Source organism: Vibrio sp. 10N.222.52.C12 (genome assembly GCF_041474215.1).
Classification (GTDB): Bacteria; Pseudomonadota; Gammaproteobacteria; order Enterobacterales; family Vibrionaceae; genus Vibrio; species Vibrio crassostreae_C.
This window is the reverse complement of the sequence record NZ_JBFRTR010000027.1, coordinates 15,535-30,782: the sequence shown is the minus strand read 5'-3', so window position 1 is coordinate 30,782 and position 15,248 is coordinate 15,535. Positions and strand designations below refer to the sequence as shown.

Sequence of the window (15,248 nt, the reverse complement as noted above, 5' to 3'; positions counted from 1 at the left end):
GTCACTATGGTCTGCCTTTCATCGGTTGAGGTTAGTCGTCCTCTGGCTCTTCCCCGTAAAAGGCTCTCAGCTTTTTTCTTAGTACCAAGAGAGCGGCCGTTTCAGCGAGTGCTTTTTCTTTGAGTCGTAAATCTTTCTTCAACTCTTTGATTTCAAGTTTGTCAGCTTTAGCCTGCTTCTTTGCTTCAGCTTCCTGCTCTTTACTCGACTTAAACCCTTGCATACATTCACTGCGCCAGTTTTGGATTTGTTCTGGAAAAAGACCTTTTTCACGATCATATTGGTTGAGTTCACTTTCTGTCATTGAGTAGGTTTTAGCGATAATGGCAAGTTTAGTTTGAGCAGACCACTGCTCTGATGAAGTGTTGGTATTTGGGACGGCGGCTCCTGAATGTCTGAGTTGCTGGCGCCAATGATACAGGGGCGCAGTGCTAATTCCTTCGTCTTCTGACACTTCTTTAACTGACATCGAATATGGAGGTAATAGCTTCTTCAATATCGCTTCTTTTCTTTCTACTGAGATACGAGACACAATTACTCTTTATCGCCCAAACTGGTTAAATTCTAACAGTGACAACTACCCTGCCAGATAGAGATAGTGTACGGTTTCGAGAATGACTTCAGAGGGAAAGTGGCAGCCTTTAAACATGACGATTCAGAGTGTTGAGTGGAAATTGAACAAATCCTAACCTAAAGCTTCAAAGTTTGCGATAGAACCATTTTCAGGTTGTCGAAGAATTGTGTGGGCAAGTTGATGTGGAAGTTGGCCATATTTCAGCAGATAAAATATACGATACCGATGACGTCTATGACGCATTAGCGAGCGAATTTCCAGAAACTGACATAGCGATTCCTCCCAAAGAAAATCTGTATGCTGACGACGCTCATAACCCTAAAAGGGTGAGCAATTTGGTGGTGTACTCTGCATTAAGTCCCACGCGCAGGCAAAAGACAAAGCAGTATGGAAAACGGAATGTCTCAGATAATGCAATGTAGCGTTACAAAACAATTATTGGCCCCAAATTACACAGTAGAGACTTTAACAATCAACAACAGGAAATGATGCAAGCGGCATCAATATTAAATCGATTTATGCAGCTTGGTATGACCGAGAGCTATCGAGTCGCCTAATGACATCAAAAGACAAAGTGGGTTGATTACGGAAACAAAGCCACTCAGAAGTGGCTGATGAACCGTACTTTTTGTCGCCCCAATATACAACGAGATTAAAAGATCTCCCTCAGATCATATATTGAAGGTTTCTAAACCTAGATTTGTGTATGGACAACTTTCGTGAGGAACGAGCGAATAGTTGTCCATACACAAATCCGACAAAGCAACGCCAAAGCGTTGCCCGTCAGGTTTATGCGTTCGTTACTCTTTATGGCACCAATACTTACGGAAATTGGAAGTCCGTAGTAGGAAAGTAGAAAAACATTGATCGATGAACGTTAAGCTAGTTTTTCTAATATTCTTTATTTTATGTGGATAAGTAGTTTTTTTATTTAATAAATTGAGTTTATCCACATTATCCACAATCTCTATAACAGTATATAACCTCTATATGATCTATAATTTATATAAGATCTATAATTGCTAAAAAACACTTTAAAATCATAATGATATTGAGGTTTTGGCAACATATTATTAGTGTGATTGATCTTGTAGTTAGTCTTGTTGATCTTTTAATTAGTCTGGGGGTAACAAGAAATTAGTGTTATTGATCTAAATTTTAGTGTGAAGGTTACATTTTTTTAGTGTCCAAACAGACTTTATCCCATAAGTCTTGATATTGAGTGTTTCATTTTAGTATTTCTATTAAGGTTACAGGAATTTAGTCTAAAATTGTGAATTACGTTCTTGAGGTTACTGAAATTTAGTCTTATCCTTGTACTACACTAATAATCTGTTACCTGAAACTAATTACTATGACTGACCATCGACAGTTGATCACAACTGAAGACTACCGTGAATTGCCTAATGACTTTTTTAAGAAAAGCCATGCTTTAGTTTTTAGCCAGCTAGGACTGACGGCGAGAGAGCATGATACATTTGCACTCTTCCTCTCTCGACTACACGAAGACCATTGGGTTGCGTATCAGGAAGGTCGACACGTATACGCACCTGAATATACGTTTCAATCTGAAGTGTTAAAGGAGTGGTTTGGTCTTTCAGCAAAGCAGCTTTATCCAACATTAAAGCCTATGGCTAAAAGGCTCTCATCGCGCAAAGTAGGCTTAATGAACGATGCTGATCAAGAATTTGATTTTATGCCTCTTTTTAGTCGAGTTGCGTATAAAAAAGGGGCGCTAATTATGGTGCCTAACGCTGAATTAATGGATGCTTATCTTGCTCAGTCAGCTGGCCACGCTCAAATTAACCATTTATCTTTTCGTAGTTTGAAGTCAGAACATTCTAAGCGCTTTTACACTATTCTATCTCGCTTTAAAAAGCCTGGAATGAAGTTGCATGAGCAATCGATAGCGCAATTACATGGTTTATTCGGTCTCTTAGATGAGCAAGGGAAGTTAACCAAATCCAGTTACACCAACAACAAGGTCTTCATGGAACGATGTATTCGTAAGCCAATTGAAGAGCTTGCTTCTAACGAAGAAGTGAGAAAAGAGCTAAGCTTTTTGGTTGATGAAGAGTCTGGATCGTATGGTTATAAAGCTCGTTATCGAGGAAAGAGTATTGTTGCGCTTGAGTTCCTTTTCCAATGGAAGCAAAAAAGTGACAATAAAGGTGAGGCATTGGAAAGAGCAAAGTTAGCTGAAGAGCTAGCACCTGATAACCCGATGTTAAAACTCGCAAAAGAAGCCTTTAATATTGTACTTTCATACCCTGTCAATGGTGAGTTAAGTAAACACCATAAACTCGCCATTGAGAGTGTTAGGATGGGTATTATCGTAATGCCTGCAGATATGCAGTTTGATTCTATTTTCTATCACAGGTTAGAGTTAATGGAATTATGATTTTCAGGTAACAGATTTTTAGTGTTTTGCAGTTAACACTAAAAATTTGTTACCTTCAGTGATACTGATCTCAAGTTTTATATTCATCAACTTTGTTATGACATGTGACTACTCACCGCCTTATCAGGCGATGCTTCTTATTTCGTTAGCCGTTGCTCGATAGTATCGAGACTTACGCAGCCTCCATAAGCAGAAACGACCGTCCAGCCGCCTTTAATTCTAGAATGCCTTTATCACGAATATTAAGGGCGGCATTTAAGTCGCGATCAATATCCGTTGTACCGCAAGACGGACAATCCCATTTGCGAACTGATAAAGACATTTCTTCCATTTTATGATCGCAACAGTGGCATGTCTTAGAACTGGCGTACCACTGGTCGAGCTTTACTAGGTGCTTACCTTGCTCTTTCAGTTTGTATTCCAGTTTCGCAACAAAGCTATGCCATGAGGCATCAGCAATGTGTTTTGCTAGTTTGCGGTTTTTCATCATATTTGCTGATTTCAATGTCTCAACTATCACCGCTTGGTTTTCGTCAACGAGAGCTCGAGAGAGTTTGTGTTGAAAATCAGCGCGAGCATTCGCTACCTTTTCATGGCATTTAGCAACAAGTATTCGAGCTTTTGCACGATTAGCACTGCCTTTTGCTTTTCTGGATAGCTGACGCTGCTTACGTCTGAGATTCTTCTCAGCGCGTTTTACAAATCTTGGGTTGGTTGTCTTTCTGCCGTTTGACTCAATCGCAAAATGAGACAAGCCCAGATCGACACCTGTCACTGTTCTTACCGTGTGGAGTGGTTTTGAGGCTTCCACTCCATCATCCGCAAGGATTGATGCGTAGAACTTACCTGTCTTGCTCAGGCTTACAGTGATGCTTTTGACCACACCTGTAATCTCACGGTGAACATTCGCCTCTATAGGCTTAATTTTTGGAAGCTTAATTGCCCCATCAAGCACCTTTACACCGACACAGTGATAGCTCGACTGTTTGCCATGTCTACGTTTGAATTGTGGATACTTGGCTTTCAACTTCGGATTAAAGAAGTTATCGAAGGCTTGATGAAGATTGATCACCGATTGCTGTAAGGCGATTGAATCATATTGCTTCAACCAGTGGTATTTACGGGATTTCTTGGCAACGGCAAGCAGTGGTTTTATATCCTTTTTGGGATTCAGTGTGACGCCATGCTTGCGGTACATGTGCGATTTTAAATGCAGAGCTTTGTTATACGCAAAACGTACGGCACCAAACTGAGCGATTAAAAACTCAGCTTGTTCTTGCGTTGGGTAAATGCGTATTTTTGTTGCTCTTAATATTTCAGTGCTCACATGTATAATTACTTTATATTATTGTCTTATGTGGAGATTGTAAAGTGAGTGTGCACAACAAAGAGTTACTTCAAGATTACCTCAGAAAAAGGCACAGCGTGAGCAAGTTGGTCGTTCATCTAGTATTTACAACGAAGTACAGACGCAAGTTGTTTACTGGAGTTATGATCGAACAGTTAAGAGAAGCCTTTGAGTCAGCGTGTGTAAAACTTGAGTGTGAATTGATAGAAATGGATGGTGAACAGGATCACGTTCATTTACTGATCTCATACCCTCCAAAACTTTCAATCAGTGTAATGGTTAACAACTTAAAAGCTGTTTCATCCCGTATGCTACGACTACAAAACACGCACCTTACGAGGCAAAGTAAAAGCTCTGCCCTATGGTCTCGCTCATACTTTGCTTGCACTGCTGGCGGTGCGACTATTGAAACGTTAAAAGCTTATGTGGAAAGTCAATCGACCCCAGATTAAGACGCTATCGCGTCTTACGCCTTATATCCCCGCCCTCATCGGGCGAGGATTTACGGCGAAATTGCTAAATAATGAGGTGGTTTGTTGTTCATAGGGCAAAACAACCCCCATTGTCCCCATTAAAAACCCCGCTCATTGGCGGGGTTGTTATTTACTTATCTTGCACTTTTTCAGAAACAAACCGTATGATATCGTCATACACCTCAACGGGCAATCTACTCAATTCAATCTTAAGCCCCCGCTTATCACTGCTGTGAGATACCTTTGCATACTTGTTCTTGTCATCGAACAGCGCTAATGGTTTAGTCTTCCAGCTTATTTTATCTTTACCCTTTAAAAGCTTCGACTCCATCTGAGCAAGAACTTGCTTTTGTTTATCTTCTACAGAGACTAAATTATCTACATCCACCTTAAGTGAACTGATGAAATGTGCCGTTGTAGTACCTTCTTTATCTAACTGCTTTTCCACTTTAGCCAGCTTAGCGTAGTAACTATTTGGGATCCCTTCGCAATCAGGAAAGACCTCAATCAAACGCTGATCAACTGATGCTGCAGCAAAGCGCTTCCGGCAAGTTTCACGTCCAATATTCAGATAGTCAGCTAGTTCATCGAGCTTCGTAAAGCCTTGTGCTTGCATCACGCTTTTGTAATCAGCTCCCAATTCTCGGTAAGACAAGCGCTTTACAGATTGAGTAGTTTGAATAAAAGCGATCAAATCAGCTTGGTCGATCTCCCCTTCAATAACCCATAGAGGTAAATCTTTTTTAGCATGGATGCAAGTGAAACGGCGACGTGAGCTATCAAGTAACTGGTAAGTGCCCCGCCCGTCTTTGGTCGCGACGCCTTCAGTATGTACGCCCTCTTCCTGAACGCTTGGTAATATATCACGCACAGCATCAAGCGTGAGCGAATCTTGGCGACGTGGATTTAAAGGGTGAATTGCAGTTTTAACTTCAAGTTCATCTGATTTAACCACCACTCTTTCTGCAGTGGCTGTTTTACCGCTAGCAAACGTGAATGTTTTTTTAGGGGGTTCGGCTTTAACTCGTTTTCCTAATTGATTGCCTTGGTTAAAGCCGGTTCGCTTGTCTTGAGGTCGTAACATGTTATAGCCCTTTTGTTGCTAGCTGCTTAATTTCAGTGATGAATTGGTGGTACACGGCATTCACCGATGTCATAGCTAAATCAAATTGTTTACCACTACAAATCTGCTCTGATTTTCGAATATCCAGTACTGTACGGTTGCTTTCCGCAGCCGCGACAAACGCTTCAGAGTGACGGATCGCTGTTGATAACAAATGCCCTTGCGCCGCCCGCAGCAATTTATCAAACACTTTAACTTCATGAGCGCTCTTCTCATCGAAGTTCACTGGAAGCAATTTAGCCCACTTTAAATTTTTTCCTTGTGATGGTAATGCTCTAAATGTACCTGGCATAGTGGCCATGTAGTTACTCGTTGAGGCAAAATCAAACTCTCGTGGGGTGACTGGAATCAAGACCGCATCAGCCGCCTCATTCACTGCCCAGAGAATTGGAGAGTTCTGTGGGGGCGTATCGATGAAGATTAGGTCGTACTCTTCTTTAAGTATGGGTAAGATTTTTTCACGCAACACACTCAGCAAATTCCGTTGACCTATTTCATCTTGCCCCCAGTAAGAATCGACAAAGCGTTCGTCTGATGGGAAGGCAGGAATCACATCTAAGTTAGGGAGGTGAGTCTTAAACGGAATCGCTTTAACTAACTCGTCATAACGGTAGTCATTAAGGTATTGAGAAAAATCACCTTCGGGCTCTTGGCCTGCTAGCGCGATATCAACAGCTGTCATGTAGACTGATTCATCGTCGGCTTGATGAATCAGGTTTTGGCCTGTTGAGCCTTGGGGATCTAAATCTATCACTAGGCAGCGTGCATTAAGATTAAGATCAAGCGCAGCAGTGGTCGCTAGGGTTACTGTCGTGGTGGATTTGCCAGTGCCCCCTTTATGGTTTTCCACTACAACGGTTGTCGGTTCAAAGCGCTGGTTGTACTTAGGAAAGTTCATGAACTCCATCATATTGGCGACGTCGAAGCGATTATACAGGTGAGTGCGTCCTTGGATAATAGGAGCGCCAACGACGCCCTGCTCGGTTGCTTCATCTATTCTAGAATTGAAGGTCACACGAGATAAGCCAAACAGCTCTTGAAGCTCTTTCTTCTTCAATGAGTGATTATAGATAAGCCTATCGACACTCCCCTCAATTTCTGTATCAGTTACTTTGATCTGCATACGCTCTTTGATAACGGCTTTCAGATCTGACTGCTCTTGCTGCATACGTTCACAAACAAGTTCTAATGAATCGATGATGGTGGTCATTGGGTGCCCTTAATGCCTTAATTTCATGTAACCAATATAAAGCACTAAAGATACAAATTAAACCTTTAAAGAATATTTTTAATTAATAAAGGTTTAAGTTTGATGGGTGTCTAAACGGGGACAATGGGGGTTGTTTTCAAAACAACCTTATCAAATTACTCTGAATATTATTCTTTCATCTGGTTTAACAGTGGTGGTGCACGAGACTTAATTAAGGGCAATAAGTACGTATTTGAGAGAGCACTAGACGTGATTTTAAAAGAGCGATCTGCTATCGGCGTTGGGAAATTTAAGCAGGTCCGCTTTTAATAGCGGTCTACCAGTAATAGTCGGTGCTCTATTTACGGTTGAATTCAAAGAATTCTTCAACGTACTGAATAAACTTAAATAACGAGATTAACCTTGTTATTCTTAGCGTGTTCAAGTCACGCCTTAATTGTTCATTATGTTTGGGCTGAGGCGCGGTTGTATCACCTTGACTACCTTGAGCTCAGGCTTTTCGGACGTTCTTCCACCGGATTATAAGAGTTAGCGACCATTCATGAGCCTTAACTTAAAGTACTATCAAGCAATAGACCAAACGATTTCAAACGCCTCCCCTCTCGTTATTATTCATTTGACCAAAGCCAAGCCTATTGGCCTACAAAAAAAAGAAATGAGTTTTTGGTAGAGTTCATCAAGCCAAAGATAAAACAGCCTCAATATTCTAAATGTAAGAAAGAGCTGAAGACCATGCTGAGTATAGGCAGGAATGCCAAGGGCCACCTAGAGGGAAATTTATGGCAAATGAACGAAATTAACCTCAATTATCAAGCCAAATTCACTCATTAGGATGAGCTCTACATCATGTTGACCGCTCTCTTTGAACAGCAGTGTTTTGCCTCAATGTTAGAAAATGAAACCTTTTTCTAAGAAGGTTAAAACTCATCGATTAAATACGTTGATTGATAAAGTCCAAGGTACAGGAACCTATCGAGTGGAAGTGGGTCATATTGATGATCAGGAAGTTATTCATCTGCTACTGCATAGGACTGAAAAGCAAATGCTAGTCGATCTGTTGAAAGTTCGGAAATGTCTTGCTGCTCGATTGTTGGTTTATGTCAGTTCTAATAGCGATCCTGATATGAGTGTGGTGATGAAAGCGGTGGAGGGGGGCTGTTGGATGAATGCATGATTCATTCCCTAGGAAACTATACTTATGCTGCAAAGGTATTGGGACTCGATCGTGGCACAGTAAAAAGGAGGTATGAACGCTTTCTCAAAGAGAAAGGTGAGATGAATTGTATAAGGACATAGGTCATGGTTCATTTTCTGGTCGTTATCACTTGATTTTTATCACGTGTGCTTCGTTTTATCTCTAATAGAGTGGTTCTGTTGTTGATGCTTCTTCACTGGGACGTTCTCGCTCCGCTCGGTTTATTCCTTCGTTTTGCTCCTCTGTCGACAACTTGAGTTGCTTTATCGAGCCTGCTCGATGAGCTTCTACGTTCCTGAGAACAATCACCCAAGGCACTTCTCTCTTCGTTCGAGGCACCTCGTCCTCTCTCCTCGTTGATCTCTCTGTCTTTGAATAAGTTCGAATAAGGGCTTGTTTTCTTATGCGCCGATTTCTTTCACTCGCTTCATTTTTGGGTTCGCAGGCTGTTAACCGTCTCTCCCCACAACCTGTTTTTCAAGGGAGGCTTTGCCGCTGTGCGCCCTTGCAAAGCAGAACGATGTTGAGAGAGCGGACAGCCAAGCGGCTCCGAAAAGTGATACTCAAACAGAAAGGAAATTCTCATGGCGCAACAAAACTCAATCCCAACTCTCTCTAATTCAAATTCATCGACCAGCGTTTCGCCGCTGGGGCACGAAAGCTCACCAAAAAATGATATCTCTAGTCCTTTGGCGGTATTGAAGTTGCGCTCTCAAGTCAAAAAGTGTCGTGATGAGGCGAAAAAAAAGTCTGATTGGGTTTCCAAAATCCAGCGTTTGAAAATGTTCAGTCGTCGTCAATCGCCCGAGCAGCAGGCTGATATCGCAGCGTTAAAAGACCAAGGGTTCGTTGAAGCTATCAAGCAGCAGTCTCCGCTATTGGGGTCGCGTCGTTTTGCTTTCCATGAAATCCGTGACTTTTTCATCGAATTAAATGGCGCTGGCTTTGGTGAATGGTTTCTTCACGAGCGAGCGGATCACATCATTCTGTACACCAACTACGGGTCAGTATTTCCAGCATTGCGATTTGTGACAAAGGGGGAGGGGACGTTTAAGTGCTCAGGGTTTTGTTTTGATGTGCGTTTTGGCGCTTAGGGTGTCACATTAAAATACATTATATGCTGACAGATCCAGGCCCGCGATTTGGGTTGTGTGTAGGAATGAGCCAGCGAAGAACCTGTTAGATCGAATCTGACAGAATCGAGCTAGCGCTTTTGCTAAATTAACAATTTATAAATGACCAAAAAAACCTAATGTTAGTATTGACAGGTTTCTCTTGGGATAATATTTTAAAAAAACGAACTGACAGATGAAGTTATTAAGTTGCCCACTTCGCCTTCTTAGGGAAGCTAGGGCAATTGTAATCAAGGAACGTTGACGTTGTAGTATGCGACATTAGCGAGTTCCTTAAACCTGTTAACACCTGGAACATATGTCTTACGGCGCCTACGTGGTGCAATAGAGTCTGTCTCCGGTCTTGGTGTACTAAACACTAAGAACTATTGCTTATTTATGAGGATAGTATTATGCGTAATGTAGATTTTTCTCCGCTATACCGTCATGCCATTGGTTTTGAACGTCTATTTAACCTAGCGGAGAGTAGCACGAATAAGCCATCTTGTAATGGCTACCCTCCATACAACATCGAGCAGAAAGACGAAAACAACTATCGTATTACGATGGCTGTAGCTGGTTTTTCTGAAGATGCACTAACTCTTACCCAGAACGAAAATATGTTAATCGTTTCCGGTGAAGTTCAGCCTGTAGAAACTAAACCTAATTACCTTTATCAAGGGATCGCAGAGCGTAACTTTGAACGTAAATTCCAGATGGCTGACTACGTAACCGTTAAAGCAGCGAGTATGGGAAATGGTTTGCTGCACGTAGACCTCGTCCGTGAAGTCCCAGAAGCAATGCAACCCCGTCAGATCTCAATCCACAAATAATGACTGGGGAAACAGGATCGGATAAGGTGATTTTAGTATTCGATTTTACTAACCTTGTCTAAAAATATTGCTGTTTATCACCACTAGAGTGCAAGACTTAAACGCTTGTACTCATATAGAAGAATAGAATTACATATTTTGCATTAGAAAAAATAATTTTAATAAGAGAGGTCTTATTATGAGTAAAATTATCGGTATTGACTTAGGGACAACAAATTCATGTGTTGCCGTACTTGACGGCGACAAACCTCGCGTACTAGAAAATACTGAAGGCGAACGCACAACAGCCTCGGTAATCGCATACACTGAAGGTGAGACGCTAGTTGGTCAACCTGCGAAGCGTCAAGCGGTTACTAACCCTCAAAACACCCTATTCGCTATCAAGCGTCTAATCGGTCGTCGTTTTGAAGATGAAGAAGTTCAACGCGATATCGAAATCATGCCTTTCAACATTGTTAAGGCTGACAACGGTGATGCCTGGGTTGAAGCGCAAGGCCAAAAAATGGCTGCTCCTCAAGTATCTGCTGAAGTTCTTAAGAAAATGAAGAAAACAGCTGAAGACTTCCTAGGCGAAGAAGTAACTGGCGCAGTTGTTACTGTTCCTGCTTACTTCAACGATGCTCAGCGTCAAGCAACGAAAGATGCTGGTCGTATCGCAGGCCTAGATGTTAAACGGATCATCAACGAACCAACTGCTGCTGCTCTAGCTTACGGTCTAGACAAGCAAGGTGGTGATCGCACTATCGCTGTATACGACCTTGGTGGTGGTACATTCGATATCTCTATCATCGAAATTGATGAAGTAGAAGGTGAGAAAACTTTCGAAGTTCTTTCAACTAACGGTGATACTCACCTTGGTGGTGAAGATTTCGATAACCGCATGATTAACTACCTAGTAGATGAGTTCAAAAAAGAGCAAGGTATCGACCTTAAAACTGATCCACTAGCAATGCAGCGTGTTAAAGAAGCAGCAGAAAAGGCGAAAATCGAGCTTTCTTCTACTACTCAAACTGACGTAAACCTACCTTACGTTACGGCTGATGCGAATGGCCCTAAGCACATGAACATCAAAGTGACTCGAGCGAAGCTTGAGTCTCTAGTTGAAGACCTAGTTCAACGTTCTCTTGAGCCACTAAAAGTAGCTCTTGCAGATGCTGCCCTATCTGTAGGCGAAATCACTGACGTTATCTTAGTGGGTGGTCAAACTCGTATGCCTATGGTTCAAGCTAAAGTAACTGAATTCTTCGGTAAAGAGCCACGTAAAGATGTGAACCCTGACGAAGCTGTTGCAATGGGTGCTGCTGTTCAAGGTGCAGTGCTAGCTGGTGACGTTAAAGATGTTTTACTACTTGACGTTACTCCTCTCTCTTTCGGTATCGAAACGATGGGCGGGGTAATGGCTAAGCTTATCGAGAAAAACACAACTATCCCGACTAAAGCGGTGCAAGTGTTCTCTACAGCTGAAGACAACCAAAGCGCAGTAACTATCCACGTTCTTCAAGGTGAACGAAAGCAAGCGACTTACAACAAGTCTCTTGGTCAGTTCAACCTAGAAGGTATCCAACCAGCTCCACGTGGCATGCCACAAATCGAAGTAACATTCGACCTAGACGCGGATGGGATCCTGAACGTATCTGCTAAAGATAAAGCAACAGGTAAAGAGCAAAAGATCACGATACAAGCATCAGGTGGTTTGTCTGAGGAAGAGATCGAAGCAATGGTACAAGAGGCAGAAGCTAACAAAGAAACGGACAAGAAGTTCGAAGAGCTAGTCATTGCACGTAACCAAGCTGACCAAATGATTCACGGTACTAAGAAGCAAGTAGAAGAAGCGGGTGAAGCTCTACCTGCAGACGAGAAAGTTAAAATCGAAGCGGTTATCGAAGCTCTAGAATTAGCTAAGTCTGGTGACGAAAAAGAAGTGATCGACGCTAAAGTTCAAGAACTTATGCAAGCAGCTCAAAAGCTAATGGAAATTACTCAACAGAAAGCACAAGCACAGCAAGCTGATGAACAACCTAAGCAGGACGACGATGTTGTTGATGCTGAGTTTGAAGAAATGAAGTAACGCCACTGACGGATAATTGCTTTCGAGCTGTTAAACGTTGAGTTATGTATCATGGAGACGTGAACTTATTGGTATTCAGGGCGTAAGAGGTCACTCATACGCCCTTTTTTGTTTGAATGAGAAATTGAGTGAGTTTTTAGCATGTCAAAACGAGATTATTACAGCGTGCTAGGTGTATCTAAGGGAGCCTCGGAGAAAGAGATTAAAAAAGCCTACAAGAAGTTGGCGGTGAAGTATCACCCCGATAAAAATCCCGGAGATGCGACAGCAGAAGCGAATTTCAAAGAAGTAAAAGATGCTTATGAAATTTTAACAGACAAAGAAAAGCGCATTCAGTATGACCAATTTTGTCATACTGAATCTGAGAATCGTGGTTTTGGTGGTCACAGTGGGTTCGAAGACTTCTTTAGTGATGCCTTCCGCCAACGTGGCGGCTTTGGTGGAGGGTTTGAGGATCTCTTCTCACAAACTCGTGGTGGACACGGGCGCCCACGCGGACAAAAAGGTCAAGATCACCAATATACGCTTACTGTAGACTTTATTGATGTGGTTCAAGGGGCTGAAAAAACGGTCGAATTGCTAATCAATGGTAAACAGAAAAAAATCAAAGTTAAGATCCCTTCGGGTATTAAAGATGGTGAAAAGATACGTTACTCCGGTAAAGGTGGTTTAGGCGTTAATGGTGGTCCTTCGGGGGATTTATTATTCATTATTGAAACCAGACCACATGGGTTTCTAGACCGCGATGGTAATGACATTATTTGTCACACCAAAGTTGATATGGTTACTGCGGCTTTAGGGGGGGAAGTTACGGTGAATGTGTTAGACAGTCGCTTTAAACTCAAAATTCCAGCGGGTACTCAAACAGGGCGTAAATTCAAGATGACGGGGAAAGGCGTGACAAGTCGTAAAGGTGAAGCGGGCGATCTATTGGTGGAGGTTCAAGTTGAAATACCCAAAAATCTAACCGATGCACAACGTGAGTTGTTAGAACAATTTGGAGCAACGCTTTAGTCATTTAAAGTAAAATGAACAAAACCAGCTCTAGAGCCAAAGCCGTATAATGTGGGGTTGTATCGCAAAATTATGATGAAGTATAAGTGTACTGGTTTTTAGATGTAATTAGGCTGCTAGTGCGTAAAATTGCTCCCAAGCAGATAAGCCTTCAGGATTATCGAGCTGTCCGTTTTTAATTATCGACCACAGTTCCACGCCTGCCAGGGTGGAACTGGCTCTCTCATACAAATTCCCCCCTAAACACTGATGTATTTTACCTTTCACTTTCCGGTGACTTTGCTCAACTATATTGTTCAGATATTTAACTTGAAATACTTCAATCAAGTTGAGTCTCTTCTCCGTCAGCCAGAGTTGAACATTGATGTTATGCAGCGCTAACGCGTTGGTACCACTCTTATCGATAACCACTTTTTCTGATAAACCATTATAGCCGATTGCCTTGGTAAAGAAGGCGCGAGCCGCTTTCTCATCATGGCGATCGCAGAGTAGAAAATCAATGACATGGCCGTTCGCTTCTCCCACGACACCAGGAAATGGACTGTTTGTTTGAGGATGTATGGCAGCCACTAGGGGGGCCAAGTTCTTCACTCTTGTCCCGCGCAAGTTTATTGCTTGGCTGTAACCTGCTTGGTAAACCATTTTGTGCAATGGCCTTATTCAGAAAGGCTTTGGCAGCTGCCTCATCACGGTTCGGGCTAAGGTAGTAATCGATCACGTTTCCAAATTTATCGACGGATCGATAGTGGCGTGATCTACAACAACTCTACGCTCAAGCTGTATCTCTTCAATTTCACGATAACTGAGTTTATAGGCGAGATAATAACGTACGGTTTCAAGAACAACTTCAGAAGGAAAGTGACAGCCTTACACATTAAGAATCAGTTTCATGAGTAGAAATCAAGCAAACCTTAACTTAAATCCTCAAAGTTTGCGACAGAACCTAAATTAGTCACCGTACGGTGCTTCTTTCTTGGATTGTATTATCGAGCATATGTTAAATTGACAAAATTAGGCTGGCTTTTGCGCGGTAGGGGACGACTCTAGCTACAACCGCTCGAAAGTCAGCCTCTTCTCTTTCCATACTCTAGATTTCCCTTCTGAAAGTTAATTACAGTTTTCTGCTAAATGTTAAACACTTGTGATGCGTTTTCATTTCGACTCGATTTCGCCCTCTAAGTCTCAAAACTAGAGCTTTTTGATTTCAATCTAGCTGACCGCTATCAGACTTTATTTAAAAATTGATCCTGATGCGGGATCTTTTGTTAGCATTAAAAAATCAAGAATAAAAATGGAGTCTTCTTTTATGGTGGAGACTTTACCACCTAATTTGGTGTCCGGGATCATTAGACCACTACAATTGGCTCCCCATCTAGAAATGACTAAGGTGGGAAAGCTGACTCTTTATCTTTCTCCTGATATCCCAGAGCGAAAGTTTTCAATTGATGAGTTACTTGCTGAGGTGAAGTTGTCTAAAAAGCAGACTAAATTATGGGCGGCTTATTTCCGAGATCTTGCTAGCGAGCTAGACGCTCTCATGACGAGAGTAATATCAAGTAAGCTGAAATCTTTTTGGTGCTCTCGATAGGGAAACCAAGGAATGATTAGATGAAAATAGTTAAACAATTAATCAGACAGTTATAGTCAGTTAAACATTAAGTTTATGGCGTGACTGGAAAAAATAATGGAGCTTAATTGGACCTATGCGTTTAAACTTTGAATTTGCCGTTGAATGTAAAAACTGACGCGCGATTGCTTGTCGGCTTTGCACTGTCTCTACATGCAAGCATATAGCAACCAGCACAAATCTATCTTATTGGATTTGAACTTGAATATAAATGAATGGGTGTGTACCGAGGACGGAGAGGGTGATCACGTGGTCGAGCGTTCTGAAGTT

Annotated in this window: 12 protein-coding genes and 1 pseudogene; 8 read left to right on the top strand and 5 right to left on the bottom strand. The window is 41.9% G+C overall.

Translation table 11 applies throughout. The features are described 5' to 3' along the window. Positions 1 to 31: 31 nt before the first annotated feature. Positions 32 to 532: a transposase gene (locus tag AB4623_RS05695; RefSeq protein WP_372145939.1), complete on the bottom strand. Its 501-nt coding sequence runs from the start codon at positions 530 to 532 to the stop codon at positions 32 to 34. Between the two features lie 1,396 nt (positions 533 to 1,928). Here AB4623_RS05695 and AB4623_RS05690 point away from each other — a divergent pair. Beyond that, positions 1,929 to 2,975 (top strand): replication initiation protein, encoded by a 1,047-nt coding sequence (locus AB4623_RS05690; RefSeq protein WP_371692335.1) that lies wholly within the window; start codon positions 1,929 to 1,931, stop codon positions 2,973 to 2,975. 172 nt (positions 2,976 to 3,147) lie between these two features. Here the strand turns inward: AB4623_RS05690 and AB4623_RS05685 are convergent, their stop codons facing one another. Next, entirely contained in the window at positions 3,148 to 4,302 is a 1,155-nt protein-coding gene (locus AB4623_RS05685) for an RNA-guided endonuclease InsQ/TnpB family protein (RefSeq protein ID WP_372145937.1), read from the bottom strand. A gap of 44 nt (positions 4,303 to 4,346) precedes the next feature. Between AB4623_RS05685 and tnpA the strand changes: the two genes are divergently transcribed. Beyond that, positions 4,347 to 4,775, top strand: coding sequence for an IS200/IS605 family transposase (gene tnpA, locus AB4623_RS05680; RefSeq protein WP_102535129.1), 429 nt, complete (start codon positions 4,347 to 4,349; stop codon positions 4,773 to 4,775). A 151-nt stretch (positions 4,776 to 4,926) separates the two neighbouring features. Here tnpA and AB4623_RS05675 read toward each other — a convergent pair whose 3' ends face one another. Together AB4623_RS05675 and AB4623_RS05670 are read right to left on the bottom strand one after the other, a co-directional pair. Then, a complete protein-coding gene (locus AB4623_RS05675; protein ID WP_198594978.1) occupies positions 4,927 to 5,880 on the bottom strand; it encodes a ParB family protein in 954 nt (317 codons plus the stop codon). 1 nt (position 5,881) lies between these two features. Beyond that, a complete protein-coding gene (locus tag AB4623_RS05670; RefSeq protein WP_017098231.1) occupies positions 5,882 to 7,129 on the bottom strand; it encodes a ParA family protein in 1,248 nt (415 codons plus the stop codon). 663 nt (positions 7,130 to 7,792) lie between these two features. Here AB4623_RS05670 and AB4623_RS05665 point away from each other — a divergent pair. The 6 genes from AB4623_RS05665 to AB4623_RS05640 all read left to right on the top strand — a co-directional run bounded on the left by AB4623_RS05665 (position 7,793) and on the right by AB4623_RS05640 (position 13,351). Continuing rightward, entirely contained in the window at positions 7,793 to 7,960 is a 168-nt protein-coding gene (locus AB4623_RS05665) for a hypothetical protein (RefSeq protein ID WP_372145935.1), read from the top strand. Positions 7,961 to 8,024: 64 nt separating this feature from the next. Then, positions 8,025 to 8,303 (top strand): hypothetical protein, encoded by a 279-nt coding sequence (locus tag AB4623_RS05660; protein ID WP_017098235.1) that lies wholly within the window; start codon positions 8,025 to 8,027, stop codon positions 8,301 to 8,303. A gap of 605 nt (positions 8,304 to 8,908) precedes the next feature. Beyond that, entirely contained in the window at positions 8,909 to 9,418 is a 510-nt protein-coding gene (locus AB4623_RS05655; RefSeq protein ID WP_372145934.1) for a hypothetical protein, read from the top strand. Between the two features lie 431 nt (positions 9,419 to 9,849). Continuing rightward, entirely contained in the window at positions 9,850 to 10,269 is a 420-nt protein-coding gene (locus tag AB4623_RS05650; protein ID WP_017091829.1) for an Hsp20 family protein, read from the top strand. Between the two features lie 178 nt (positions 10,270 to 10,447). Next, positions 10,448 to 12,337, top strand: coding sequence for a molecular chaperone DnaK (gene dnaK, locus AB4623_RS05645; protein ID WP_102258078.1), 1,890 nt, complete (start codon positions 10,448 to 10,450; stop codon positions 12,335 to 12,337). 141 nt (positions 12,338 to 12,478) lie between these two features. Then, the gene (locus tag AB4623_RS05640; protein WP_017100395.1) at positions 12,479 to 13,351 is read left to right on the top strand and encodes a DnaJ C-terminal domain-containing protein; all 873 of its coding nucleotides are present in this window, start codon (positions 12,479 to 12,481) and stop codon (positions 13,349 to 13,351) included. A gap of 108 nt (positions 13,352 to 13,459) precedes the next feature. On the opposite strand, the pseudogene AB4623_RS05635 reads toward AB4623_RS05640, so the two are convergent. Further along, positions 13,460 to 14,218: pseudogene (locus tag AB4623_RS05635) on the bottom strand (transposase); the annotation flags it as partial. Between the last annotated feature and the right edge of the window lie 1,030 nt (positions 14,219 to 15,248).